The sequence below is a fragment of the Pseudomonas sp. D2002 genome (assembly GCF_013385735.1).
Lineage (GTDB): Bacteria > Pseudomonadota > Gammaproteobacteria > Pseudomonadales > Pseudomonadaceae > Aquipseudomonas.
Genome location: NZ_JACAPL010000023.1, coordinates 1 through 26,095, shown reverse-complemented (window position 1 = coordinate 26,095; position 26,095 = coordinate 1). Strand labels below are relative to the sequence as shown.

Here is a 26,095-nt window from a genome sequence, read left to right as displayed (position 1 = left end):
ACGTTTTGAGGCCAGGTGAGTCTGTTCCCTGGCCGCGCGTTGCTTTAGGGTAACGCCCACTGATCTTCAATCATTCGAATTCAGGACACCCACATGACCACCTTGAACCAAGCCCACTGCGAAGCCTGCCGCGCCGATGCCCCACAAGTCAGCGACGAAGAGTTGCCGGTACTGATCAAGCAGATTCCCGACTGGAACATCGAAGTACGCGACGGCGTGATGCAGCTGGAAAAGGTTTTCCTGTTCAAGAACTTCAAATTCGCCCTGGCCTTTACCAACGCCATGGGTGAAATCTCCGAAGCCGAAGGCCATCACCCAGGCCTGCTCACCGAGTGGGGCAAAGTTACCGTGACCTGGTGGAGCCACTCGATCAAAGGTCTGCACCGCAACGACTTCATCATGGCCGCGCGCACCGACGACGTGGCCAAGGACGCCGAGGGCCGCAAGTAATGCATTTCGATGCCATTGGCCGCGTGCCCGGCGACCCGATCCTCGGGCTGATGGACCTGTACGCCCAGGACACCAACCCCAACAAATTCGACCTCGGCGTGGGCGTCTATAAGGACGACCAGGGCCTGACGCCGATTCCCCACGCAGTGAAGCTGGCCGAACAGCGCCTGGTCGATACCCAGCCCACCAAGACCTACATCGGCGGCCACGGCAATGCGGCATTCGGTGCGTTGATCAGCGAGCTGGTGCTGGGCAGCGGTTCAGCGCTGATTCGCGAACGACGTGCCGGCGCGACCCAAACCCCGGGCGGCACCGGCGCACTGCGCTTGAGTGCCGACTTTATTGCTCAACACTTGCCCGGCCGTGGCGTGTGGCTGAGCAACCCGACCTGGCCGATCCACGAAACCCTCTTCGCCAAGGCCGGGCTCAAAGTCAGCCATTACCCGTACGTGGGGGCTGATAACCGCCTGGACGTGGCCGCGATGCTGGCGACACTCGCCACCGTGCCCAAGGGCGACGTGGTGCTGCTGCACGCCTGCTGCCACAACCCGACCGGTTTTGACCTGGCCCAGGATGACTGGCGCCAGGTGCTGCAGATCGTGCGCGAGCGCCAGTTGCTGCCGCTGATCGACTTCGCCTACCAGGGCTTTGGCGACGGCCTGGAACAGGACGCCTGGGCGGTACGGTTGTTTGCCGCCGAGCTGCCGGAAGTGCTGATCACCAGTTCCTGCTCGAAGAACTTCGGCCTGTACAGCGACCGTGTCGGCGCGTTGATCGTGTGCGCAGCGGATGCCGAGAAGCTCACGGATGTACGCAGCCAGTTGGCCAATACGGCGCGTAATTTGTGGTCGACACCGCCGGATCATGGCGCAGCCGTGGTGGCAACCATCCTCGGCGATGCCGAGCTCAAGCAGGTATGGAGCGACGAAGTCGAAGCCATGCGCTCGCGGATTGCACAGCTGCGCGCAGGCTTGGTGGAGGCACTGGCGCCCCACGGGCTGGCTGAACGCTTTGCGCATATCGGTGCGCAGCGCGGGATGTTTTCCTATACCGGCTTGAGTGCCGAACAGGTCAAGCAACTGCGCGAGAAGCACAGCGTGTATATGGTCAGTTCGGGCCGGGCCAACGTTGCCGGGTTTGACGCGACGCGCCTGACCCTGCTGGCCCAAGCCATCGCCGACGTCTGCAACTGAAGAAACCGAAGCAAACTGTGGGAGCTGGCTTGCCTGCGATAGCGGTGTATCAGTCACTTAATAGGCTGACTGAACTACCGCTATCGCAGGCAAGCCAGCTCCCACATTTGAACTGAGTAAGGCCTTTAGCTGGCAACCATCTCGGCTTTCAGCTGTGCCTCTTTCGCCTGCGCGTCCGCCAACCGATACAACTCGATATGCCCATCCCAGTGCTCGATCAACGCCGTGCACGACTCCACCCAATCCCCGCAGTTGAGGTAATCCACCTCGCCCACTTTGCGAATTTCTGCGTGGTGAATATGCCCGCAGACCACGCCATGCAATTCGCGCTTGGTCACTTCGTGGGCGATGGCCTCTTCGAAATCGCTGATAAAGCTCACCGCCGTCTTCACCTTGTGCTTCAGGTACGCCGACAACGACCAGTAGCCGTAGCCATAGCGCGCACGCCAGTGATTGAGCCAGCGGTTCAGCGTGAGGGTGAACTCGTAGGCCGAGTCGCCAAGAAACGCCAGCCAACGGTGGTAACGGGTGATCACATCAAACTGGTCGCCGTGAATCACCAGCAAATGGCGGCCATCGGCGGTGACGTGCACGGCTTCGTCCACCAGCTGGATATTGCCCAGGATCAGCTTGGAATAGCGCCGTAGAAACTCGTCGTGGTTGCCGGTGACGTAGATCACCTCGGTGCCGCGCTTGGCCATGGTCAGCAGGCGGCGAATCACGTTGGTATGCGCCTGGGGCCAATACATGCCGCCGCGCATTTTCCAACCGTCGATAATGTCGCCGACCAGGTACACCTTGTCGGCATGGTAGCCCTTGAGGAACTGCGACAAGTGTTCGGCCTGGCAATCCCGCGTGCCCAAGTGCACGTCGGAAATCCACAGGGTGCGAACCCGTTGTTTACGGCTGGGTTTGGCAAACTCGGCACGGGTCATGGGCTTCCCTCAACGGTGTTTTCGCGAGCTTGCGCCCTGGCGGTTAATAGCCCATGACAACTTTGCGTCAGTCTAATGACAGCGCCTGGCGCCCATGAAGCGTTGTAGACTGCTGCCTTGCGCCACCAGGAGACCGCGATGAGACCGACCCTCACGCTGCGCCACTACCTCGAAGAGCCCCTCGCCCACAGCCATGACCACGCACAGCTGGTGTTTGGCCTGTCGGGGCATTTGGACCTGGAAGTCGATGGCCGTGGCAGCCAGGTGCACGAAAGCAGCGTGATGGTGCTGCCCTTCTGCGCCCACCATGCCTGCGGCAGTCGCGATGGCAGCCGCTGCCTGGTGCTGGATGTGCCCACCGACCATTGGGTGGTGCAATCGCTGGGCGAGCATGCCGATGCCAGCCGCCGCCTACTCGACCAATCGGCACACCTGACCCTGGATTCGCGCCAAAGCCAGCTGGTGCAATGGCTCGCGCACAGCCCGGTGGATGACCCGCTGATCGTGCAGCAAGGTGCGGTGCTGTTGCTGGCCAGCCTCAATCACCCGCTGGCCCAACCGGCGCCGGGAAAACGCCTGCCGTATGCGGCGTTCAATGCGCATATCGAACGCCACGTTAAGCACCCCTTGCAGGTCGCAGACCTGGCGCGCATCGCCGACCTGTCGGTGGCGCGCTTGCATGCGCGCTTTATCGCCGAGTGCGGGCAGACGCCGATGGACTACATCCGCAGCCGTCGCCTGCACATGGCCCTGGCCATGTTGCGCGAAACGCCGCTGCCCATCGGCGAGATCGCTGAGCGCGTCGGCTACAGCTCGCAAAGTGCGTTTGCCGCCGCCATGTTGCGCGAGTTTGGCGCCTCCCCAAGCGCCCTGCGACGCTCATCATAGTCTGGCGATAAAAAACGCGAGCCGCGCGACAGACGCCCACGCGTCCAACCCTCTAGACTGCGATGCTGTCACCCCCGTTGGTTCAAGGATCGCAATGACTCCCCGCTCAGCCCTCGGCGCCCTGCATATCGGCGCATTGATGTTTGGCCTCACCGGCGTATTCGGCAAGCTGGCGGCTGCCTCGCCGGCCATTATCGTGTTCGGCCGCGCAGCCTTTGCCGTGGTCGCCCTCGCCGTCTTTGCGCGATTCGCCAGCAACACCGCCTGGAAAAAACTCGAAATGCGCGACTGGCGCCGCCTGCTGGTCAGCGGCGTGCTGCTGGCGGCGCATTGGGTGACCTTCTTTATTGCCGTCAAAACCGCAGGGGTTGCGGTCGCCACGCTCGGGTTCACCGCGTTCCCGGCGTTTACCGTGATCCTTGAAGGGCTGATCTTCCGCGAGCGCATTCGCGCCAATGAAGTGCTGTTGGTGGTGCTGGTCAGCGTCGGTTTGATTCTGGTGACGCCAGACTTCAACCTCGCCAGCGCCGCCACAGGCGGCCTGCTGTGGGGCATCGCCTCGGGCCTGCTGTTCTCGCTGCTGTCGCTGAACAACCGCGCCAGCTCCGGGCGCATCCCGGCGGTACAAGCGGCGCTGTGCCAGAACGTGGTGGTCGCGGCCTGCCTGCTGCCGGTGGCGGCACCGGGGCTGGCGGATGTGCGCGCAATCGACTGGTTGTGGATCGGGCTGCTCGGGGTGTTCTGTACCGGCCTGGCCCACAGCCTGTTTGTCGCCAGCCTCGCGGTGATCAAGGCGCGCACCGCCTCGGTGGTGTTCGCCATGGAGCCGGTCTACGGCATTACCGCTGCCTGGCTGCTGTTTGCCGAAACCCCGACATTGCGCATGCTGCTGGGCGGCGCGCTGATCATTGTCGCGATCGTGCTGTCCGGGCTGATGGGCAGCACCAGCCAAGCCAAGGCACCTGCGGCGGCGGCCTGATGTTCAGGCTTTGCGGTCGTTGTGGCCCAGATCCCGTTGCGGGTCGATCTGGTCGCGCACGCGCTGTTTAAGCACCTTGGCCTCCGGGAAGCCGCCATCGGCCTTGCGCTCCCAGATTTGCACACCGTCGCAAGTAATGCGAAACGCGCCGCCGGTGGCCGGTTCCAGGGCCACACGCGCCAAATCATCGGCAAACGTACTCAACAGTTCCTGGGCCAGCCAGGCGGCGCGCAGCAGCCACTGACATTGAGTGCAATAGGTGATGACGATCTCGGGTTTGGTTGCAGACATAATTTGAGAGGTTCCTGGCATAACGAGCTCGGCGGATCGAGTGGCTATAATACCGGCCTTTATCGCCCAGCCTCGAGATTCATGATGCGCCGCCTGCTGTCCTGCCTGTTTCTGTGCCTGCTCCCCCTGCTCGCCAACGCCGTCGAAAGCCCACGCCCGAAAATCGGCCTGGTGCTGTCCGGCGGCGCTGCCCGTGGCCTGGCGCATATTGGTGTGCTCAAAGCCTTGGAGGAGCAAGGCATTCAAATCGATGCCATCGCCGGCACCAGCATGGGCGCCGTGATTGGCGGGCTGTACGCCTCGGGCTACAAGATCGATGAGCTGGAAAAGCTCGCGCTGAGTATTGACTGGCAACAGGCGCTGTCCGACGCGCCACCCCGCGAAGACGTGCCGTTTCGACGCAAGCAGGATGACCGCGATTTCCTGGTCAAGCAGAAGCTCAGCTTTCGCGACGATGGCAGCCTCGGCCTGCCGCTGGGGGTGATCCAGGGACAGAACCTGGCCCTGCTGCTGGAGAGCATGTTCGCCCATAGCAGCAACACGCGTAATTTCGACAAGCTGCCGATTCCCTTCCGCGCGGTGGCCACCGACATCACCACGGGCGAAAAAGTGGTGTTCGCCAAAGGCCACTTGCCCCAGGTGATCCGCGCCAGCATGTCGATCCCGGCGGTGTTCGCCCCGGTGGAAATCGACGGCCGGCTGCTGGTGGACGGCGGCATGACCGACAACATCCCGCTGGATGTGGCGCGCGAAATGGGGGTCGACATCGCCATCGTGGTCGACATCGGCACCCCACTGCGTTCGCGCAAACAGCTGGCTACTGTGGTGGATGTGCTCAACCAGTCGATCACGCTGATGACCCGGCGCAACTCCGAGGAACAGCTCAAGGCCCTGCACCCCAAGGATGTGCTGATCCAACCGCCGCTGGCGGCCTACGGTGTCACGGACTTCGGCCGCGCCAAGGACATGATCGACGCCGGCTACCGCGCCACCCGCGCCCTCAATGTGCGCTTGGCCCATCTGCGCCCCGCCGAGCCAATAGATCCACAACTGGTAGCAGCGCGCACGCCGGGCGAACGCACCCCGGTGATCACCGCGATCAAGGTGGAGAACGACTCGAAAGTCAGCGATGACGTGATCCGCTACTACATCCGCCAGAACCTGGGCGAGCCGCTGAACCTGGGCCGCCTGCAAACCGACATGGGCACCCTGTACGGCCTGGATTACTTCGAGCAGGTGCAATACCGCGTGGTGAAAAAGGGCCAGGACAACACCCTGGTGATCAGCGCACGCGGCAAACGCAGCGGCACCGACTATTTGCGCCTGGGCCTGAACCTGTCGGATGACATGCGCGGCGACAGCGCCTTCAACCTCGGCGCCAGCTACCGCATGAATGGCATCAATCGCCTCGGCGCCGAATGGCTGACGCGCGTGCAGATTGGCGACCGCCAAGAGCTGTACAGCGAGTTCTACCAGCCACTGGATGTCGGCTCACGCTACTTCGTTGCGCCCTATATCAGTGCTCAGGCGCAGAACGTTGAACTGATTCTGGACAACGACCCTATCTCCGAATACCGCCTGGAGCGTTACGGCTTCGGCCTGAACGTCGGCCGCCAGATCGGCAACAGCGGCGAAATCCGCTTCGGCGTCGGCGAGGCCTGGGGCAAGGCGGACGTGCGCATCGGTGACCGCGACCTGCCGAGCGTGAGTTTCAACGAAGGGTTCTATGAGCTGAAGTACTCGTTCGACTCCCTGGATAACGTGTACTTCCCGCATACCGGCGAAGACATCGGCCTGGCCTTCCGCGAGTTCGAACCCGGCCTGGGCTCGGACCAGCGCTACCGGCAGTGGGAGTTCAAGCTGGACAAGGCCATGAGCCATGGCCCGGACACACTCATACTGGGCGGTCGCTACGGGCGCACCCTGGATAAATCCGACGTGGTGATCTCCAGCTTCCTGCTCGGCGGGGCGCGGCAATTGTCGGGCTTTCGCGAAGATGCGATATCGGGGCAGAACATCGCGTTGATGCGTGCGGTGTACTACCGCCGCCTGACGCCGCGCTCATACCTGCCGCTGGATTTCCCGCTGTACCTCGGGGCCTCCGTGGAACGCGGCCGGGCATGGAACAACGACAATCAGTTCGACAGTGGCTACATCAATGCCGCGAGTGTGTTCCTGGGCTTTGATACGCCGCTGGGGCCGCTGAATTTCAGCTATGGGTTCAATGATGATAATCAGCAGGCGGTGTATCTGAACCTGGGCCAGACGTTCTAGAGCCCTACACAAATCGAATGTGGGAGCGGGCTTGCTCGCGAATGCGGGGTGTCAGTTGATGTATAAGTTGACTGATCCACCGCATTCGCGAGCAAGCCCGCTCCCACATTTTTTAATTTGTGTCGTGCCTAGGATCAGGACTTTTCCAGATTCGCCAGAATGTGCCCATGCACCCGCATGCACACGCGCAAATCCTCTTCGTCCACGCCCACAAACAGTTCATGGCGCAACGCCGTGGCGATGGTTTCAATTTGTTCGATCAAAGGGCGGGCGGTGTCGCAGAGCAAAATGCGCTTGGCGCGGCGGTCTTCGAGCACGGCCTGGCGTTGCACCAGGCCCTGGCTTTCGAGGCTGTCGAGCAGGCGCGCCAGGGTCGGCCCTTCTACCCCGACACTTTGTGCCAGCTCACGCTGGGTCGGCGCCTCGGTGAAACGGGCCAGGTGCAGCAGCACCAGCCAACGCGCCTGGGACAAACCCAGCCCCGCCAAACGGCGGTCCAGCTCGGCGCGCCAACCTCGGGACATTTGCGCCAACTGCATGCCAAAGCGGTGTTGATCGGTTAAAGGCATAAAAAACTCATGGTTTAGACTGAAAATAAAGTGTGGCTAATTATTAGTCAGCTAAGCATGCGCCATGCCAGGAGGCAAGCGTCGCTATGTACTGATTCGTTACATTGGCGCAATTGGCACACTAAATTTCGAATTCAGACTGCAACGCGGCCCGCACGCAGTACAAAACACCCTCTGGAACACGACCGGTAAACAGCGGCGCGATCTCCGTAACCGGTGGCAGTTCGCCTTCTCCGTCGAGGAAGGCGTCCTGGATTTCACCGAGCAGATCTTCCGGCAAATCAAGGGCCTGCTCCAACGACAGCTGCTGCTTGCCGATGGATTCAGCCAGCAAGGTGTAGACGTTTTTTTCCGAACATTGCAGCTGGCCGGCAATCTGCATCGGGGTCATGCCGGCACGCGCCAGGCTGATCAGTTCGTGGCGAATATCGGCGACTTCCTTCGGCGCTTCGGCCTGGCCGCCAAGCACTTCGAGGAAGGCCTGCCCATAACGCTCCAGCTTGCGTGCGCCCACACCGCTGACCCGGCCCATTTCGGCCAGGGTGGTGGGTTGTTCGCGCAGCATCTCCAGCAACGTGGAGTCGGGGAAGATGACGTAAGGCGGCACGCTGTGCTCCTGCGCCAACTTGCGCCGCAGGGTGCGCAAGGCTTCCCACTGTTCGCGCTCTTCGCCACGTACCAACTGGCTGGCCGGGCTGGTGCTGCTGCTTTTGGCGGTGGTTTGCGGCTTGAGGTCGCGGCGCAGCTCCAGGCTCACTTCGCCCTTGAGCAATGGCCGGCAACTGTCGTTCAAGCGCAGGCCGCCATAGCCTTCAATGTCAATATCCACAAGGTTGCGTGCCACCATCTGCCGGAACAGCGAGCGCCACTCACCCTCGGCGCGGGCCTTGCCGACGCCATAGACCGAGAGTTTTTCGTGGCCGAAGCTGCGCACTTTTTCGTTGTCCTTGCCCAGCAATACATCCACCAGGTGGCCGACGCCGTAGCGCTGCCCCGTGCGGTAGATGGTCGACAACGCCTGGCGCGCCGGCTCGGTGGCGTCCCAGGTCTGCACACCGTCGACGCAGTTGTCGCAGTGGCCGCACGGCTCGGGCATGTCTTCGTCGAAATACGCCAGCAGGGTTTGACGGCGGCAGCGGGTCTCTTCACACAGCGACAGCATGGCGTCGAGCTTATGTTGCTCCAGGCGCTTGTGGCGCTCGTCGCCTTCGGAGTTCTGCAGCATCTGCTTGAGCATCACCACGTCTTGCAGGCCGTAGACCATCCAGGCATCCGCCGGCAGGCCATCACGGCCGGCGCGACCGGTTTCCTGGTAGTACGCCTCAAGGGACTTGGGCAGGTCCATGTGCGCAACGAAACGCACGTTGGATTTGTCGATGCCCATGCCGAACGCGATGGTCGCCACCATGATCAGGCCTTCCTCGTTAAGGAAGCGTTTCTGGTGCGCAGAGCGCGTTTCATTGGGCAGGCCCGCGTGGTACGGCAGCGCCGGGTAACCTTGCTCGCAGAGGAACGCGGCCACTTCGTCGACCTTCTTGCGTGACAGGCAATAGACGATGCCTGCATCACTGCGCCGCTCGGACAGAAACGCCAGCAACTGCTTGCGTGGCTGCTCCTTGGGCACGATGCGGTAGAAAATATTCGGCCGGTCGAAGCTCGACAGAAAACGCTCGGCGTTCTGCAAATGCAGGCGCTCGACGATTTCTTCGCGGGTGCGTTTGTCGGCGGTGGCCGTCAGGGCGATACGCGGGACGTCGGGAAATAATTCCGCCAACTGGCCCAGTTGCAAATATTCGCGACGGAAATCGTGGCCCCATTGCGATACGCAGTGGGCTTCGTCGATGGCAAACAGGGCAATTTCCAGGCTCTGCAGAAATGCCAGCATGCGCGGCTGCACCAGGCGCTCAGGCGCCAGGTAGAGCATCTTGACTTCGCCGCGCTTGATTCGCGCGGCCAGGTCGCGCTGCTGCTCGGCGCTGAGGGTGGAGTTCAACGACGCGGCGGCGACGCCGAGTTCTTCGAGGGTGGCGACCTGATCGTCCATCAACGCGATCAGCGGCGACACCACCACGGCCAAGCCATTACGCAACAGCGCCGGCACCTGGAAGCACAACGACTTGCCGCCGCCGGTAGGCATCAATACCAGGGCATCACCGCCACTGGCCACGCGCTCAATGATCGCACCCTGGCGGCCACGAAAGCTGTCGTAGCCGAAGATGTCCTTGAGGACGCGTTGAGCCTGCTCGAGCATGTAAAACTCCAAAATGGTGCCGAAATCCCTCTGTACAGGCTGGCCGAAAAACCCGGGCTTCACGGGAAATAATCCGTAAGCGAAGTTTTCGCGGGTTGGCGCTTGGCCTGCAGGGGCATCACAAAACGCGGCAGTATACCCGAGCGTCGGCCCGCAAAGGGCGCCACTGACGAATAGCGACCGCTATCTAAAACCCGGCAAATATGCCTTGCAGCTGGCCGGGGCGCTCAAGAAAGCCTAGAATTGCGCATCGTTTATTCCCAAGGTATCCCGTAATGTCCTTCGCTGAGCAACTAACCCGCCTGCAAGCCTTCCTCGACGCCGATGAGCTGCATGACGAGGCGCTGGACTACGTGGCCGCCCACGGCTACCTGACCGCCCTGTCGATCTCGTCCGACATCGTGCCGGACCGTGAGTGGATCGACGCCTTGTTTGCCGAAGAGCCGCATTACGCTGATGCCGCCCAGCGCGAAGAAATCGAATCCACCCTGCTGGCCCTCAAGGCCCATATCGGTCGCCAATTGGCTTCCGATGAGGAATTCGAGCTGCCATGCGAGCTGGACCTGGGTGAAGACCCGGATGACTCCGACCTGCGCGGCTGGTGCATCGGTTTCATGGAAGGCGTGTTCCTGCGCGAAGCCGCCTGGTTTGAAACCGCCGAGGAAGAAGTCAGCGAAATGCTGCTGCCGATCATGGTCGGTTCGGGCCTGTTCGACGACCAGCCGGAGTTCTCCGACATCGCCTCCGACGCCAACCTGATGGACGACATGATCGTACAGATTCCGGAAGCCCTGACCGCGCTGTACCTGCTGTGCAACGCGCCTGACGAAAAACCGGCGATCCTCAAGCCACGTCACCACTGAGTCGTTTGCCCGTGACACCCATGGGCACTCGCTCGCCGCTCCTGCGTTACGCACTGCTGGCCATCGGCTGGCTGAGCGTGGCGCTGGGAGTAATCGGCATCTTCCTGCCGGTGCTGCCCACCACCCCCTTTCTGCTACTCGCCGCCGCCTGCTTCGCTCGAAGCTCCCCGCGTTTCTACCACTGGCTGGTGGAACACCCGCGCCTGGGCCCGTGGATCAAAGATTACCTGGATGGCAATGGCATCCCGCTCAAGGGCAAGGTCTATGCCATCGGCCTGATGTGGCTGAGCATTGGCGTCTCCTGCTACCTGGTGCCGCTGCCATGGGCGCGCGGGTTTATGCTGACCAGTGCGGTGCTCGTGACGATTTATATCCTGCGCCAGAAGACCCTGCCGCCGCGATAATCGTGGCCGCTGGCTTGTGTGGGAGCCGGGCTTGCCCGCGATAGCATCGCCACGGTGCAACTGTCACACCGCGGTGCCTGAATCGCAGGCAAGCCAGCTCCCACAAAAGCCAGCGGCCACACACGCCAGATCCTGCACACGACCTTGGTCGACACTGACTAACCCCAAGCATCATGCGAGACTGTGCCACCGGGCCCGGAATGCCTGGGTGTTCTTATGCTCGGAGTTACCATGACGCTGTCCAGCGGGCTGATCGCCGCCGTTGCCCTGGCCTATATGGCCATTATGTTTGCCATCGCCTTTTACGGTGACCGCCGCCACGCGCCGCTGCCGCCACGGGTGCGTGCGTGGGTGTATAGCCTGTCGCTGGCTGTTTACTGCACCAGCTGGACCTTCTTCGGCGCTGTAGGCCAGGCCGCCGAACAACTGTGGGCCTTTTTACCGATTTACCTCGGACCGGTACTGTTGCTGGTGTTGGCACCTTGGGTGCTGCAGAAGATGATTCTGATCAGCAAGCAGGAAAACATCACCTCCATCGCCGACTTTATCGCCGCGCGCTACGGCAAATCCCAGTCCCTGGCAGTGGTGGTGGCGTTGATCTGCCTGGTCGGCGTGCTGCCCTACATCGCCCTGCAACTCAAAGGCATCGTGCTGGGCGTGAACCTGTTAATCGGCTCCGGCCCCGACACCACCGGCACCCGCGCCCAGGACACCGCGCTCATCGTGTCGCTGGTACTCGCGCTGTTCACCATTGTGTTTGGCACACGCAACCTCGACGCCACTGAACACCACCGTGGCATGGTGCTGGCGATTGCGTTTGAATCGCTGGTCAAGCTGTTCGCCTTTCTCGCCGTCGGTGCGTTCGTGACCTACGGCTTGTACGACGGTTTCGGTGACTTGTTCAGCCAGGCGATGCTGGCGCCGCGCCTTGAGGAATACTGGAAAGAAACCATCAACTGGCCGTCGATGGTGGTGCAAACCGGCGTGGCGATGATGGCGATTATCTGCCTGCCCCGGCAGTTCCATGTGACCGTGGTGGAGAACATCGACCCGCAGGATTTGCGCCTGGCCAAGTGGGTGTTCCCGGCCTACTTGATCCTCGCGGCACTGTTTGTGATTCCTATCGCCCTCGGCGGCAAAATGCTTTTGCCAGGCTCCGTACTGCCGGATTCCTACGTGATCAGCCTGCCCATGGCCGAAGCGCATCCGGCCCTCGCGGTGCTGGCGTTTATCGGCGGTGCATCGGCGGCGACCGGCATGGTGATTGTCGCCAGCATTGCCTTGTCGACCATGGTCTCCAACGACATGTTGCTGCCGTGGCTGCTGCGGCGCTCCAGCGCCGAGCGGCCATTCGAAGTGTTCCGCCACTGGATGCTGTCGGTGCGCCGGGTCAGCATCGTAATCATCCTGTTGCTGGCCTACGTGAGTTACCGGCTGCTCGGTTCCACCGCGAGCCTGGCGACCATCGGCCAGATTGCGTTTGCGGCGGTCACCCAACTGGCCCCGGCGATGCTCGGCGCGCTGTACTGGAAGCAGGCTAACCGGCGCGGGGTATTTGCCGGGTTGGCGGCGGGCACATTCTTGTGGTTCTACACCTTGGTCCTACCAGTTACGGCGAAAAGCCTGGGCTGGTCGCTGAGCCTTTTCCCTGGTCTGACGTGGCTGCATTCGCACCCGTTTGGCTTCGCCGTCACCTCGCTGACCCTTGGCACGGTGTTCTCGCTGGCGGGTAACTTCACGCTGTTCGTGTGGGTCTCGATGCTGTCGCGCACACGGGTGTCCGAGCACTGGCAGGCCGGACGCTTTATTGGCCAGGAAATCAGCCAACGCGCCAGCGCGCGCTCGATGTTGTCAGTACAGATCAGCGACCTGCTCAGCCTGGCGGCGCGTTTTGTCGGCGAAGAACGTGCCCAGCAGAGCTTTATCCGCTTTGCCTATCGCCAAGGCAAAGGCTTTAACCCCAACCAGAATGCCGATAACGATTGGATCGCCCACACCGAACGCCTGTTGGCCGGCGTGCTCGGCGCTTCGTCGACGCGTGCCGTGGTAAAAGCGGCGATTGAAGGGCGGGAAATGCAGCTGGAGGACGTCGTACGCATCGCCGACGAAGCCTCTGAAGTGCTGCAGTTCAACCGCGCGTTGCTGCAAGGCGCAATTGAAAACATCACCCAGGGCATCAGCGTGGTCGACCAGTCGCTGAAGCTGGTGGCCTGGAACCGGCGTTACCTGGAGCTGTTCAACTACCCCGATGGCTTGATCAGCGTGGGCCGGCCGATTGCCGACATTATTCGCTACAACGCCGAGCGCGGGCTGTGCGGGCCGGGTGAGGCCGAAGTGCACGTGGCGCGACGCCTGCATTGGATGCGTCAGGGCCGCGCGCACACCTCCGAACGGCTGTTTCCGAATGGCCGCGTGATCGAGCTGATCGGCAACCCGATGCCCGGTGGCGGGTTTGTCATGAGCTTCACCGACATCACCGCCTTCCGTGAAGCCGAGCAAGCGCTGACTGAGGCCAACGAGGGCCTGGAACAACGGGTGACCGAGCGCACTCATGAACTGTCGCAACTGAATGTGGCGCTCACCGACGCCAAAGGCGTGGCCGAGTCCGCCAGCCAGTCGAAGACGCGCTTTCTGGCTGCGGTAAGCCATGACCTGATGCAACCGCTGAACGCGGCGCGCCTGTTCTCAGCCGCCCTCTCCCACCAGAACGACGGCCTGTCCAGCGAAGCCCGGCAGTTGGTGCAGCATCTGGACAGCTCGCTGCGCTCCGCTGAAGACCTGATCAGCGACCTGTTGGATATCTCGCGCCTGGAAAACGGCAAGATCAACCCGCAGCGCCAACCCTTTGTGCTCAACGAACTGTTCGACACCCTGGGCGCCGAATTCAAGGCCCTGGCCCACGAGCAAGGGCTGCGTTTCCGCCTGCGTGGTAGCCGCTTGCGGGTAGACAGTGACATCAAGTTGCTGCGGCGCATCCTGCAGAATTTTCTCACCAACGCCTTCCGCTATGCCGACGGCCCAGTGCTGCTTGGCGTACGCCGGCGCAAGGGTGAACTGTGCCTGGAAGTCTGGGACCGTGGCCCGGGCATCCCGCTGGATAAACAGCAGGTGATCTTCGAAGAGTTCAAGCGCCTCGACAGCCACCAGACCCGCGCCGAAAAAGGCCTGGGCCTGGGTCTGGCGATCGCCGACGGCTTGTGCCGGGTACTCGGCCACCGCCTGAGCGTGCGTTCGTGGCCGGGCAAAGGCAGCGTGTTCAGCGTGCGCGTGCCTTTGGCGCGTAACCAGGCCAGCCCGAAAGCCAAGCCGACGCCAGATAACGGGCTGGCGTTGAGCGGGGCGCAGGTGCTGTGCGTGGACAATGAAGAAAGCATCCTGATCGGCATGCGCAGCCTGCTCACCCGCTGGGGTTGCGAAGTATGGACCGCCACCGACCAGGCGCAATGCGCGGCACTGTTGGCCGAGGGCGTGCGCCCGCAACTGGCGCTGGTGGATTACCACCTGGACCATGGCGAAACCGGCACCGAGTTGATGGGCTGGCTGCGCGCGCAATTGGCGGAGCCGATTCCCGGCGTGGTGATCAGCGCCGACGGGCGCCCGGAGATGGTGGCCGAGGTGCATGCGGCAGGGTTGGATTATTTGGCCAAGCCGGTGAAGCCAGCGGCGTTGCGGGCGTTGTTGAGTCGGCATTTGCCACTGTAATTCGGCTGAACTCGGTTAAAAATGTGGGAGCGGGCTTGCTCGCGAAAGCGGTGTGTCAGCCACTAAATACGTCGCCTGACACTGCGCATTCGCGAGCAAGCCCGCTCCCACATTTCGGACTGCGTTTATTCAGGTAGATGCGCCACGCCATCCGAATCGGTCATCGCCCGCTCGAGCAAATCCGCCGGCAGGCTTTTACTCGCACGCGCGCCCAGCAACCTTAACTGCTCGGTACGGCTGACCAGGTTTCCGCGCCCATCCGTCAGCTTGTTTCGCGCCGCACTGTAAGCCTTATCCAACTGCTGCAGGCGGTTGCCCACCTCATCCAGGTCCTGGATAAACAGCACGAACTTGTCATAGAGCCAGCCGGCACGCTCGGCAATTTCCCGCGCGTTCTGGCTCTGGCGTTCCTGCTTCCACAGGCTGTCGATAACCCGCAGGGTGGCCAGCAAAGTCGTGGGGCTGACGATGACGATATGGCGGTCGAACGCCTCCTGGAACAGGTTCGGTTCGGCCTGCAACGCGGCGGAAAATGCGGCTTCTATCGGCACGAACAGCAACACGAAATCCAGGCTGTGCAGGCCTTCCAGGCGCTTGTAATCCTTACCGGCCAGACCTTTGACATGATTACGCAAGGACAGCACGTGCTGCTTCAGGGCAGCCTGGCCAATCACGTCATCGTCTGCCGCCACGTACTGCTGATAGGCCGTCAGGCTGACCTTGGAGTCGACCACCACCTGTTTGTCGCCGGGCAACATGATCAGCACGTCCGGCTGGAAGCGCTCGCCGTCCGGGCCTTTGAGGCTGACTTGAGTCTGGTACTCGCGGCCCTTCTCCAGCCCGGCATGTTCCAGTACACGTTCAAGGATCAACTCGCCCCAGTTACCCTGGGTTTTCTGGCCCTTGAGCGCGCGGGTGAGGTTGGTGGCTTCGTCCGACAGACGCAGGTTCAGTTGCTGCAGGCGTTCAAGCTCCTTGGCCAGAGAGAAACGCTCGCGCGCTTCATTCTGGTAGCTTTCTTCCACGCGCTTTTCGAAGGACTGGATACGTTCCTTGAGTGGGTCGAGCAACTGGCCGAGGCGTTCCTGGCTGGTTTCGGCAAAGCGCTGTTCACGTTCGTCGAAGATCTTCCCTGCCAGCTCGGCGAACTGCGCGCGCAGCTCGTCCCGCGAGCCTTGCAGGTCGGCAAGGCGTTGTTGATGGCTTTCCTGTTGTTCGCGCAGTTCGGCACGCAGCGCGGCTGATAGCGCGTCGAGACGGCGAAGCTCGGTGTCCTTGGCGCTGCGGTCGAGGTTCCAGGCATGGGCGGCGTCGCGGGCGTTATCGCGGTCGATCTGCAGCAGTTCGACTTCACGGCGCACGGCCGCCAAGTCAGCTTGTTTGGCGGCGTTGGCCTGGCTGAGGTCGCTGATCTCGTCGCGGCTGGCATCCAGTTGCGCGGCCAGCCCTTCCTGGGCCAGCTGCGCGGTGGCCAGGCGCTCTTCGAGCAGTTCCCAGCCGGTCATGCGCGCGCTCAGCCGCCGTTGAATCTGCCAGCACACGGCCAATAAAGGCACTGCAGCGCCAGCGACGCCCAAGGCAATACTGGTCCAGTCAAAAGCCATCGCCATTTCTGCCATCACCGAAAAAGACCAAGGTTAACCAAGCACAGGGCTGGAGGACAGCTCAGTCTTCGACCTGGCCCAGTTCGCGTTGGGCGCGGCGGTCGCCGGCGCGCGCGGCCAGGCGCAGCAGGTCATGGCCGATGCGACGGTCGCGGGCATTGCCGCACTCACGGCACATTAATTGGCCCAGGCGGCTCTGCGCAGCCACTACACCTTCACGGGCGGGCTGCTTGAGCAAGCGCCCGGCGAAGTGCTTGACGTTGGTGCTGTGCCCCAGGCGCGGGCTGTCGAGCAGCCACAAGGCAACTTTCAAGGAAAAACGCTTGGGTACGGTAACAGTCTGAGGGGTGTCGGTAACAGAAGGTGATACTGAGCGAAACTTCATAAAGCACTGCGGGACAGAACGGAAGGCGCGCCACTCTACTCTTTTTTTCCTACAGGTAAAGCTGAAAAATCCCTGCACGCCCGTTCTAGAGCAAGCGCTTGGCACAATCCACAGAAGCTGTGGATAACTCAGTGGACAACCCGCCTTTAACTCGCGCAAAGGCCCATGGAACGGGGGCCGCAGTCAAACTGACGATTTTTTCACCAATAAAAAAAAGCGATATTTTTCATTGACTTAAATTTTCATTACAGGCAAATGGCGCTGCTTCCACGTCAGGATCAGAGTGGTTACACACCTCGCAACTAATGTGCACAAGTAACCATCCGCTGGTTATATCGCCGAGATTTTTTGCGCCTACACGTCTGAAAAATGTTACCGGAGGTCCAAGCCGGGGACTTTTCAAATCTGCCCCGGCTCGCCACACTGCCTTACCTCCACGCAACCTCGAAAGGCTCGATGAAAGGAATCCTCGTATTCGCCGTGTTGCTGCTGGCTATCTGCGCAACCTCGCTGGGTATCAATGCAGCGCTGCCCTCGCCCGACGGTGCATTGTTTGCCATCGCCATCCTGCTGTCGGCAGCGTTTACCGCCGTGAGCCTGTGCATCGAACTGGGTGAAGGTCGGATCAATGACATGCGCGACGTGATCAATGTGATCGAGACTGGCCGCTCCTTGCGCCTGACCCTGGCGGCCTACGGGCTGGGTTGCTCACTGGCGGCGGCGGTTACCGTGCTGGTCTATCGCGGGTTGCTGGGCGCCTGATTGAGGTTTTTTGGTTAGCACACTTCCCTTCCGTGTTTCAATCCGTTACTATCCGCGGCGTTAGTACCAAGCTGAAAGTCAATTCTGGTCGAACAACTCCCCTGAACAACACGGGATCGACCACCTCGATGGTTTCCAGGTATTCCTTGTGACGACACTGCCTTTGAACAAGCAAAGGGTGTCGCGAAGTTTAAATACTCTGACCGAACCAACCTGCAAATTGATCAGGATCTTCACCCCGGGCCCAGAACCTTTGCCCTTGTCGTGTTGCCTGCCCTCCTAAGTACCTACCTGCCAGCCCAAGCGCGCCTAACTTATTAGCGCTTCAAACTGGCTGCTTTGTTCCAGTCGGGTTCTTCGTTTGATCAATGGTGATCAACGTTACTGGAACGTTTTAACGTTGCACGGTTCTTATCCGTGTCATTTGTAGGAACACCAATAATATGTCCACTCAAATCCACACTCAGGATGCCATTCGCACCCTCACCAACGCTTTTGCACCAATGAACTGCCTGATCATGGCCGCTCGCAAAGGCTGCTTCAGCTTCACCCTGGTCAACGAACACGGCATCGCGCGTCACAGCGAACGCCTGTACCCCGATCAATACTCCAGCGCAGAGCCGCTGCAGGCCGTGATCGAGCGTACCCGTCAGGCATTGATTGCCTGATCGACCCGAGTCGCTGAAACACAAAAAACCCTGCTTAAAACGCAGGGTTTTTTATTGCCTGGCGTTTAAGCACAGGCGATGAATTAAGTTCAAAACGATATAAACGTTATAACTAAATGAAGAAGATGTTTTAAAAACAATCCTTTACATCGTAAATATGACACTACACTTCAACTCAAGCGGCATGATCCGCTTACGACGAGCCTGAGCTCCGATTCACCGCTGCCAAGCCCCCTCTCAGGCATCGTCGACCACTTTCATGGATCGAGGCTTGTATGGGTATCGCCGCCAGTGAATTGTGTCGTTATGTGATCAGGCCGACGTTGATATACCTCGGCCGCCATAACCCGACAGCCGAAGCCCTGCTGCTGGGCATTGCCGCCAGCCAGTCGGAACTCGGCTCGGCCCTGCATGACCGGCGCGGCCATGGCCTGTACAGCATCACCGAACCTCGTCACCGCGCCCTGTGGGACGACTACCTCGCACCAGACCCCGAACGTGCCAGCCTGGTACGTGGCTTGGCCAGCCAGCATGCATTCCTCAGCGCGCCGCAGCTGGAACTGACCGTCAACCTGCGTTACGCCACCGCCATCGCTTGGCTACTGGTAGAACAACACCGCCCTGCCCTGCCGCCAGCGGGTGATGTGCTGGCCATGGCGCGTATCTGGAAAGAAATATTTCACCCTCAAGGTCGGCTCCGGGACTTCACCCAAGCGTGGCAAACCTGTGTTTCACCCATGAATCAGGTCACTTGTTGATCAGGCGTTTTGCAAGATTCGGCAAAAAACCGCGAATCTGGTCGGATTGTCCTACAAAACAGCTCTATCTCCTGCATTACGCCCTATAGCGCTAACTTAAATTTATTGTTACTTTCCGCAGCGGTGATCACCACGGAGTTCTAATAATGAAAAAAGTAATGCTCAAGACCACACTTAGCCTCGCCGTTACCATGGCCTCCTCCCAACTGTTTGCAAGCGGCTTCGCCTTGAACGAACAAGACGTTGCAGGCATGGGTACGGGTTTCGCAGGCCGTTCTTCTTCTGCCGAAAACGCCAGCACTGTCTACGGTAACCCTGCCGGTATGGCTCGCCTCGAAGGCCAGCAAATCACCGGCGGTGTTGCAGCGATCGATGCCTCGACCAATATCAAGGATGTCAGCGGCCGCTCCAGCGGTTCGAACAAAGGCGATATGGTGCCTTTCACCGCTGTGCCTTTCGGCTTCTACACCAATAAACTCAACGAGCAATGGGCTGTCGGTTTCGGCGTTTATGCTCCGTTTGGCTTGGTGACCGACTACGAAAATGGCTTCCAGGGCAAAGCCTTTGGCAGTAAGAGCGAAGTGAAAGTCATCACTTTCCAGCCGACTGTCAGCTATGCCTTCAATGACCGGGTTTCCATCGGTTTTGGTCCGACCATCAACCGTATCTCGGGCACGCTTGAGTCCGACATCAACTTGCCAGTCCCGGGCACAGGCTCCAACAACATCAAGATCAAGGGTGATGACACCGCCGTCGGCTTCAACGCCGGCCTGTTGGTTCAAGCCACTGATACCACCCGCGTGGGCCTGACCTACCACTCGAAGGTGAAATACAAGCTCGAAGGCCACACCGAAGTGAGCAAGGGCACCAACGTACCGGCCGGGCTGTTTAACAATGGCCGCTACGACGCTTCCTTGAAAATCGACACCCCTGAAACCTGGGACCTGTCCGTTACTCAAGACATGAGCGACGCCTGGAAACTCTACGCAGGTGCCACCTGGACTCGTTGGAGCCGCCTGAAAGACATCACCGTCAACAACGAAGGTGTATCGGCCGCAGCCGGTAGCGGTCTTTTGGCTCCGCAAATTGTCGGCACCATCAAAGAAGATCAGAACTGGCACGATACCTGGGCATATGCCCTCGGGACGTCGTACCGCGTCACCAAGCAAGTGGTGTTGCGTACCGGCCTGACCTTCGACCAGTCGCCGACCAACAACACCGATCGTTCGCCACGTATCCCTACCGGTGACCGGACTATCTTCAGTCTCGGCCTGGGCTACGACGTAATGCCGAACATGACCGTTGACCTGGCTTACTCCTACCTCAAGGAAGAACCGGTCAAGGTTGCGCGCGCCAACGCACTGGGCCAGTCCTACAACGCCAAGTACGAAAACAGCGCCAACGGTTTTGGCCTGGGCGTAACGTACAAGTTCTGATCTGACGCTGCATAAAAAAGCCCCGCTCTCCTGCAAAGGAGGCGGGGCTTTTTAGTCGGCGCTAATCAGGGTTTGGACGCAATCGCCTGTTCCACCGCCTTGATCAGGTCCGGACTGTCCGGTTTGGTGAGGCTGGAGAAATCAGCAATCACCTTGCCCTGGCGGTCGACCACGTACTTGTAGAAATTCCACTTCGGCGCGTTGCTCTGCTGCGCCAGAGCCTTGAACAGATGGACCGCATCCGGCCCCTTGACCGTCTGCGGCTCGGTCATCGTAAAGGTCACGCCGTAATTCACGTAACAGACCTTGGCAGTCTCTTCACCGGTCTTGGCTTCCTGCTTGAAGTCATCGGACGGCACGCCGATCACTTCCAGCCCTTCGCCCTTGTAGCGCTGGTACAAGGCTTCGAGGCCTTTGAACTGCGGTGCAAAGCCACAAAAGCTGGCGGTATTGACGATCACCAGGGGCTTGCCAGCAAAGCGCTGACACAAATCGATGGATTCCTTGGCCCGCAACTTGGGCAATTGGCCCTCCAGCAACGGCGGGCAATTGGCGGCCATGGCCACGCTGCCAACAGCCATCAGGACGGGTACAGCAAGCCAGCGCATCAGCATCTTGGAGGTCCTTGAGTCAGTTCAGACACAGAACTTAACAGATCGACATACCCAGTTGCATCAACGCCAGCCCGCCGTGCTGCCAGCCCCACCAGGCCAGCAGCAACAAAACCACGCCCGCCGAAAGGGCCAGCCAGCGCACCGTCACACTCATGCCGCCTCCATTTGCGTCTGCAAACGCGCCACCGGCCTCTCGCGCACCGGCCAATTCAGCGCGGCAGCGAGCAGGCTCAGCAGGATAGCCACCTGCCAGATCAAATCGTAGTTACCGGTTCGATCATAGACCACCCCACCCAACCAGCCGCCGAGGAACGAACCGAGCTGGTGGAACAGGAACACAATCCCACCGAGCATCGACAGGTTGCGCACGCCAAACAAAGTCGCGACGGTGCCGTTGGTCAGCGGCACGGTGGACAGCCACAAAAAGCCCATGGCCATGCCAAACAGGTAGGCCGTGACTTCGGTCACCGGCGCCCACAGGAACAGCACGATCACCACCGCGCGCAGCAGGTACAAGCCGGTGAGCAAACGCGGCTTGGACATACGCCCGCCGAGCCAACCTGCCGTGTACGTACCAAACACATTAAACAGGCCGATCAACGCCAGCACCGTGGTGCCCACCGTGGCCGGCAGATGTTGGTCGACCAGATACGCCGGCAGGTGCACACCAATAAACACCACCTGGAACCCGCAGACGAAAAAGCCGAACGCCAGCAACCAGAACCCGGAATGGGAGCAGGCCTCTTTCAGCGCTTCACGCAGCGTTTGCTGGCCAACCATCACGGGCAGCGGTTTGTCCTTGAGCATCGCCACCAGCGGCAGAATCAGCGCCACCATCAAACCCAGTGCGAGCAAGGCGGCCGACCAGCCCAACCAGCCGATCAGGCCCAAGGTGCCCGGCACCATGGCGAATTGGCCGAAAGAACCGGCGGCACTGGCGATGCCCATGGCCATGCTGCGCTTTTCCGGCGGCACGGCGCGGCCGACAACACCGAGAATCACCGAAAACGACGTGCCCGACAGGCCGATGCCAATCAGTAACCCTGCGCTAAGCGACAACGACCACGCCGAGTCGGACATGCCCATCAACACCAGGCCCACGGCGTAAAGTACCCCGCCGACAAATACCGCCTTGGTGGCGCCGAAACGGTCGGCCAGGGCGCCGGTAAACGGCTGTGCCAGGCCCCAGATCAGGTTTTGCAGGGCGATGGCGAAGGCAAAGGTCTCACGGCCCCAGCCGAACTCAATGCTCATCGGCGCCAGGAACAAGCCGAAGCCGTGCCGCACGCCCAACGACAACGCCAGGATCAGCGCACTCCCCACAAGAACCCAGCCACTGGTGCGCCACATCGAGGTCATTTCTTATTCTCCGCTCGCGGGTATATACCCGCTTGTAGTCGAACAAACCCGCTTTTAGGCGAGTTCGTCCAGCAAGGCCAACAGGGTTTCGCGCTTTTCGGCGCCTAACCGGTCAATTAATTTCTGCTGCGCCGCTTCCCACGCCGGCAAGGCGGCAGCCAGGCGTTCTTCGCCGGCCGCCGTCAACAGCACCAGGCGGTTGCGCAGGTCGTCACCCTCAACCAACTGCACCAGGCCTTCGCCTTCCAGCACCCGCAGGTTACGCCCTAACGTGCTGCGATCCAGGCCCATGGCTTCGGCCAGGCTGGAAATGCTCGGTTGGTCGAGGCGCTGCAGGTTACACAGCAAAGAATACTGGGCGACGTTGATCCCGAAGCCGTCGAGAGCGCCGTCGTAATGCCTGCTGACGCCACGGGCGGCACGTCGCAGGTTGGTGCATAAACATTGAGAGGCAAGCATGGAACGTGTATATACCCGCGATTATGGAAATGCAAGAAAGTGTTACAGCGCCAAGCCGATCAACACCGCGACTTCCAGCAGCTCCAGCAGGGCTCCTGCAGTGTCGCCGGTGGTGCCGCCAAGCCGATTGACCATCAACTGGCGCAGCCCGATAAAGCACAGGGCCGCGAGCAAAACGGCAACCCCGCCGCTGAAACCGCCGATCAGGATGCAGGCCAGGCCGCTGAGGATCAGCACTTGCTGGCCGACAACCCTCGGCAGATGATCCGCCAATGCCTGCCCCAATCCGCCTGCACGCACATAGCCTGTGGTGAGGAACAGCGCCAGCATCGAAGCCCGCCCGATCAGCGGCGCCAGAATCAGCGCCGCACCGTTGTGCTGTTCGATCAAGGCCACCAGCGCGGTGAACTTGAGCAGCAACACCAAGCCCAGGGTGACCACGGCAATCGGCCCGCTGCGCGGGTCTTTCATGATGGTCAACGTGCGCTCGCGGTCGCCAAAGCCGCCGAGCCAGGCATCGGCGCTGTCCGCCAGGCCGTCCAGGTGCAGACCGCCACTGAGCAGCACCCAGGCCGTCAGCAACAGCGCGGCGTGCAGCAACAACGGCGCGCCCATCAGTGCTGTATTCAGCGCCCACAACAGCAACCCGAACAACAACCCCACCAGCGGATAAAACAGCAGTGAACGCCCCAACTCCTGAGGCTGCGGCATGCCCGGCAGACGAATCGGCAGGCTGCTGAGAAATTGCAGGGCGATCCAGAACGGCAACATTGTCAGATTCCTTCCTTTAACGCGCCGTCGGCTGTCACCTGCAGGCTGAACAGCCCGCCGTGGCCGACTTCGACATTCAGCAGTTGCGCCCGAGGCAAGCCACGCGCCTGCGCCAGCAGCAGGCGCATTACGCCACCGTGGCTGATCAACAACACACGCTCACCGGCATAGGCCTGATGCAGACGTGAGACGGCGCCGAGAACACGCTCGGAAAAGTCGCTGACGCGCTCGCCCTCAGGCGGCGTAAAAGCGTACGGATCGGCCCAGAACCGGCCCAGCCCTTCAGCGTCGGTCTCCATCAGCGCTGCGGCGCTCTGCCCTTCCCAGGCACCGAAGTGCAGCTCCTGCAGATCCTTCTCCAAGCTCACCGGCAGATTCAGCCGCGCGCCCAGCTCATGGGCAAACAGCGCGCAGCGTTGCAGCGGCGAACTGATCAACCGGTCCCACGGCCCCTGTTCCAGCACGGCGGCGCGCATCTGCGCCCAGCCCTTGGCCGTCAACGCATCGTCGAGGCTGCCGCGCAGGCCACCGCCCAGCTCGGTTTCGCCGTGGCGCAGCAGGTCCAGGTGCAAGATCATGCCGGGCGATCTGCCACGGCCGCTTCGGCGAACGTCGCCATCTGCCCGTGCAGCGCACACGCCAGGCGCAACATCGGCACGGCCAGCGCCGCGCCGCTGCCTTCACCCAGGCGCAGACCCAGCTCCAGCAACGGTTGCGCGTCAAGGCTTTGCAGCACATGACGATGGCCTGGCTCGGCGCCACGATGACCAAACACCAGCCACTCACGGCATGCCGGGTTCAGGCGCGTGGCAACCAAGGCGGCGACCGTGCAGATAAACCCGTCCACCAGCACCACGATGCCTTCCTGGGCGCAGGCCAGATACGCCCCCACCAGCGCGGCAATTTCAAAACCGCCGAGGTTGAACAGCGTGTGCAGTGCGTCACCCCGTTGCCCGGCATGCAGCGCCAGCGCGCGTTCGATGACGGCCACTTTGTGGCTGACGCCCTGGGCATTCAAACCGGTGCCCGGGCCGGTCAGGTCACTCACCGCGCAATCGAGCAACGCGCACGCCAAGGCGCTGGCGGCGGTGGTGTTGCCGATGCCCATCTCGCCACCGATAAACAGCTGTGCGCCGTTATCCAGTGCACGGCGTGCGCTGTCGCGACCGGCTTGCAGGGCCAGGCGCCCCTGGGCCTCAGTCATGGCCGGGCCGTTGACGAAGTTGGCCGTGCCCGCGCCGATGTTCAGGTGACGCACACCGGGCAGATTCAGCGACGGCGTGACCGTGCCAAGGTCGACGACTTCCAGCTGCGCATTCAACTGCCGCGCCAACACACTGATCGCCGCGCCACCGCTGACAAAGTTGTGCAGCATCTGCCCGGTCACTTCCTGGGGAAATGCCGACACGCCTTCTGCGACCACGCCGTGGTCACCGGCGAAAATGGCGATCCATACGTGATCCACCAGCGGCTTGACCTGGCCTTGCAGCCCGGCCAGCTGCACCGCCACGGCCTCCAACTGGCCGAGGGAGCCGGCCGGTTTGGTCAGTTGCTGCTGGCGAGCCAGTGCTTGTGCATGTGCCGAAGCATCCACGGCTTTACAGGGGTTGAGCCACCAGGTGTCAGTCATAACGCAGTACCTTTCAAAGTCAGGGGCAGGCCGGCGACGGTCAGGACAACGCGCTGACACCGCTCGGCCAAGGCTTGATGCAGCCAACCGGCTTCATCCACATAGCGGCGAGTCAATTCGCCCAGCGGCACGACACCCAGACCGGTCTCGTTGCTGACAAACATGATTTCCCCTGGCAACGAAGCCAGGGTTTCCAACAGTTGATCACGCTCAAACGCCAGGCGCGCCGGGTCTTCGAGCATCAGCAGATTGGTCAGCCACAGCGTCAGGCAATCCACCAGCAAGCAGCGCTCGGCGGATGCGTTTTCGCGCAACACGCGCGCGAGCTCGACCGGCTCTTCGACCAGCCCCCAGTGCCCGGGACGGCGCTGACGATGCAGCGCGACGCGCTCGTTCATCTCGCCGTCCAGCGGTTGGCTGGTGGCAATGTAGATGACATCCAGGCCGCTCTCACTGGCGAGCCTTTCGGCGAGCCGGCTCTTGCCGGAACGAGCACCGCCGAGGATCAGTTGATACATGGGAAGGCACCTTTGTCGGCCGGCCAAGAATTTGAGGCGAACACTGTCAAATGTGGGAGCGGGCTTGCTCGCGAATGCGGTGGTTCAGTCAGCTCATTTGTAACTGACACACCGCATTCGCGAGCAAGCCCGCTCCCACATTTAGGACGTGGTGCATCAGATGAATAGGGGTTGGCTGGCAGGCCGCCATCGCAGGCAAGCCAGCTCCCACAGAAAGGCAGATTGGCTTTTGATCTGGCTTTTGATTTTGATCTCAGGCGCCCCGTTAAACCACGCTGGCCGAACGCAGGCTTGAATCCGTGGGTAACCCGGCAGGACGCCGGGTTAGCCGC

25 protein-coding genes are annotated in these 26,095 nt (G+C 61.3%); 12 read left to right on the top strand and 13 right to left on the bottom strand.

The window, feature by feature from the left end; all coding sequences use genetic code 11:
- The first annotated feature begins 93 nt into the window (after window positions 1-93).
- A complete protein-coding gene (locus tag HX783_RS27595; protein WP_105523117.1) occupies window positions 94-450 on the top strand; it encodes a 4a-hydroxytetrahydrobiopterin dehydratase in 357 nt (118 codons plus the stop codon).
- Window positions 450-1,643: an amino acid aminotransferase gene (locus HX783_RS27590; RefSeq protein WP_177018984.1), complete on the top strand. Its 1,194-nt coding sequence runs from the start codon at window positions 450-452 to the stop codon at window positions 1,641-1,643. The genes HX783_RS27595 and HX783_RS27590 overlap by 1 nt, the downstream gene beginning before the upstream one ends.
- Window positions 1,644-1,768: 125 nt before the next feature.
- Here the strand turns inward: HX783_RS27590 and HX783_RS27585 are convergent, their stop codons facing one another.
- Complete coding sequence (locus tag HX783_RS27585) at window positions 1,769-2,578, bottom strand: UDP-2,3-diacylglucosamine diphosphatase (protein ID WP_159958658.1); 810 nt, start codon at window positions 2,576-2,578, stop codon at window positions 1,769-1,771.
- 138 nt (window positions 2,579-2,716) lie between these two features.
- Between HX783_RS27585 and HX783_RS27580 the strand changes: the two genes are divergently transcribed.
- Together HX783_RS27580 and HX783_RS27575 are read left to right on the top strand one after the other, a co-directional pair.
- Window positions 2,717-3,466: an AraC family transcriptional regulator gene (locus HX783_RS27580; protein ID WP_177018983.1), complete on the top strand. Its 750-nt coding sequence runs from the start codon at window positions 2,717-2,719 to the stop codon at window positions 3,464-3,466.
- Between the two features lie 94 nt (window positions 3,467-3,560).
- Window positions 3,561-4,445 carry a DMT family transporter gene (locus HX783_RS27575; RefSeq protein ID WP_177018982.1) on the top strand — a complete coding sequence of 295 codons (885 nt, stop codon included), beginning with the start codon at window positions 3,561-3,563 and terminating at the stop codon, window positions 4,443-4,445.
- A gap of 3 nt (window positions 4,446-4,448) precedes the next feature.
- On the opposite strand, the gene HX783_RS27570 is transcribed toward HX783_RS27575, so the two are convergent.
- Window positions 4,449-4,736 carry a SelT/SelW/SelH family protein gene (locus HX783_RS27570; protein WP_177018981.1) on the bottom strand — a complete coding sequence of 96 codons (288 nt, stop codon included), beginning with the start codon at window positions 4,734-4,736 and terminating at the stop codon, window positions 4,449-4,451.
- Between the two features lie 84 nt (window positions 4,737-4,820).
- Here HX783_RS27570 and HX783_RS27565 point away from each other — a divergent pair, with 84 nt between their 5' ends.
- Window positions 4,821-7,010 carry a patatin-like phospholipase family protein gene (locus HX783_RS27565; RefSeq protein WP_177019103.1) on the top strand — a complete coding sequence of 730 codons (2,190 nt, stop codon included), beginning with the start codon at window positions 4,821-4,823 and terminating at the stop codon, window positions 7,008-7,010.
- 134 nt (window positions 7,011-7,144) lie between these two features.
- Here the strand turns inward: HX783_RS27565 and HX783_RS27560 are convergent, their stop codons facing one another.
- Together HX783_RS27560 and recQ are read right to left on the bottom strand one after the other, a co-directional pair.
- Complete coding sequence (locus tag HX783_RS27560) at window positions 7,145-7,579, bottom strand: MarR family transcriptional regulator (protein WP_177018980.1); 435 nt, start codon at window positions 7,577-7,579, stop codon at window positions 7,145-7,147.
- A gap of 121 nt (window positions 7,580-7,700) precedes the next feature.
- On the bottom strand, window positions 7,701-9,830 hold the full coding sequence (gene recQ, locus HX783_RS27555) for a DNA helicase RecQ (protein ID WP_159958666.1): 2,130 nt from the start codon (window positions 9,828-9,830) through the stop codon (window positions 7,701-7,703).
- 275 nt (window positions 9,831-10,105) lie between these two features.
- Here recQ and HX783_RS27550 point away from each other — a divergent pair, with 275 nt between their 5' ends.
- The 3 genes from HX783_RS27550 (at window position 10,106) to HX783_RS27540 (ending at window position 14,799) form a co-directional block, all read left to right on the top strand.
- Complete coding sequence (locus HX783_RS27550; protein ID WP_106576431.1) at window positions 10,106-10,693, top strand: YecA family protein; 588 nt, start codon at window positions 10,106-10,108, stop codon at window positions 10,691-10,693.
- Between the two features lie 20 nt (window positions 10,694-10,713).
- Window positions 10,714-11,097 carry a YbaN family protein gene (locus HX783_RS27545; protein WP_159958668.1) on the top strand — a complete coding sequence of 128 codons (384 nt, stop codon included), beginning with the start codon at window positions 10,714-10,716 and terminating at the stop codon, window positions 11,095-11,097.
- Window positions 11,098-11,328: 231 nt separating this feature from the next.
- Complete coding sequence (locus HX783_RS27540) at window positions 11,329-14,799, top strand: PAS domain-containing hybrid sensor histidine kinase/response regulator (RefSeq protein ID WP_177018979.1); 3,471 nt, start codon at window positions 11,329-11,331, stop codon at window positions 14,797-14,799.
- Between the two features lie 125 nt (window positions 14,800-14,924).
- Here HX783_RS27540 and rmuC read toward each other — a convergent pair whose 3' ends face one another.
- Window positions 14,925-16,403 carry a DNA recombination protein RmuC gene (rmuC, locus tag HX783_RS27535; RefSeq protein WP_371317718.1) on the bottom strand — a complete coding sequence of 493 codons (1,479 nt, stop codon included), beginning with the start codon at window positions 16,401-16,403 and terminating at the stop codon, window positions 14,925-14,927.
- Window positions 16,404-16,464: 61 nt separating this feature from the next.
- Window positions 16,465-16,788 carry a sel1 repeat family protein gene (locus HX783_RS27530; RefSeq protein ID WP_177018978.1) on the bottom strand — a complete coding sequence of 108 codons (324 nt, stop codon included), beginning with the start codon at window positions 16,786-16,788 and terminating at the stop codon, window positions 16,465-16,467.
- 456 nt (window positions 16,789-17,244) lie between these two features.
- Here HX783_RS27530 and HX783_RS27525 point away from each other — a divergent pair, with 456 nt between their 5' ends.
- From HX783_RS27525 to HX783_RS27510, 4 genes are all read left to right on the top strand, one after another.
- Window positions 17,245-17,550, top strand: coding sequence for a hypothetical protein (locus tag HX783_RS27525; protein WP_177018977.1), 306 nt, complete (start codon window positions 17,245-17,247; stop codon window positions 17,548-17,550).
- Window positions 17,551-17,993: 443 nt separating this feature from the next.
- Window positions 17,994-18,218, top strand: a complete 225-nt coding sequence (locus HX783_RS27520; protein ID WP_019407963.1) for a hypothetical protein — start codon at window positions 17,994-17,996, stop codon at window positions 18,216-18,218.
- A gap of 275 nt (window positions 18,219-18,493) precedes the next feature.
- Window positions 18,494-18,976 (top strand): hypothetical protein, encoded by a 483-nt coding sequence (locus tag HX783_RS27515; protein WP_177018976.1) that lies wholly within the window; start codon window positions 18,494-18,496, stop codon window positions 18,974-18,976.
- A gap of 146 nt (window positions 18,977-19,122) precedes the next feature.
- Window positions 19,123-20,412 carry an OmpP1/FadL family transporter gene (locus HX783_RS27510; RefSeq protein ID WP_177018975.1) on the top strand — a complete coding sequence of 430 codons (1,290 nt, stop codon included), beginning with the start codon at window positions 19,123-19,125 and terminating at the stop codon, window positions 20,410-20,412.
- Window positions 20,413-20,477: 65 nt separating this feature from the next.
- On the opposite strand, the gene HX783_RS27505 is transcribed toward HX783_RS27510, so the two are convergent.
- The 7 genes from HX783_RS27505 to cobU all read right to left on the bottom strand — a co-directional run bounded on the left by HX783_RS27505 (window position 20,478) and on the right by cobU (window position 25,763).
- Window positions 20,478-21,026, bottom strand: coding sequence for a glutathione peroxidase (locus HX783_RS27505; protein ID WP_177018974.1), 549 nt, complete (start codon window positions 21,024-21,026; stop codon window positions 20,478-20,480).
- Window positions 21,027-21,176: 150 nt separating this feature from the next.
- Entirely contained in the window at window positions 21,177-22,385 is a 1,209-nt protein-coding gene (locus HX783_RS27500) for an MFS transporter (protein WP_371317717.1), read from the bottom strand.
- Between the two features lie 54 nt (window positions 22,386-22,439).
- Window positions 22,440-22,844, bottom strand: a complete 405-nt coding sequence (locus tag HX783_RS27495) for a MarR family winged helix-turn-helix transcriptional regulator (RefSeq protein ID WP_017734645.1) — start codon at window positions 22,842-22,844, stop codon at window positions 22,440-22,442.
- Window positions 22,845-22,886: 42 nt separating this feature from the next.
- The gene (locus tag HX783_RS27490) at window positions 22,887-23,615 is read right to left on the bottom strand and encodes an adenosylcobinamide-GDP ribazoletransferase (RefSeq protein WP_177018973.1); all 729 of its coding nucleotides are present in this window, start codon (window positions 23,613-23,615) and stop codon (window positions 22,887-22,889) included.
- Window positions 23,616-23,617: 2 nt separating this feature from the next.
- Window positions 23,618-24,193, bottom strand: a complete 576-nt coding sequence (gene cobC / locus HX783_RS27485; protein ID WP_177018972.1) for an alpha-ribazole phosphatase family protein — start codon at window positions 24,191-24,193, stop codon at window positions 23,618-23,620.
- The gene (gene cobT / locus HX783_RS27480; RefSeq protein ID WP_177018971.1) at window positions 24,190-25,245 is read right to left on the bottom strand and encodes a nicotinate-nucleotide--dimethylbenzimidazole phosphoribosyltransferase; all 1,056 of its coding nucleotides are present in this window, start codon (window positions 25,243-25,245) and stop codon (window positions 24,190-24,192) included. Before cobT ends, cobC begins: the two co-directional genes overlap by 4 nt.
- Window positions 25,242-25,763: a bifunctional adenosylcobinamide kinase/adenosylcobinamide-phosphate guanylyltransferase gene (gene cobU / locus HX783_RS27475; RefSeq protein WP_177018970.1), complete on the bottom strand. Its 522-nt coding sequence runs from the start codon at window positions 25,761-25,763 to the stop codon at window positions 25,242-25,244. Before cobU ends, cobT begins: the two co-directional genes overlap by 4 nt.
- Window positions 25,764-26,095 lie beyond the last annotated feature (332 nt).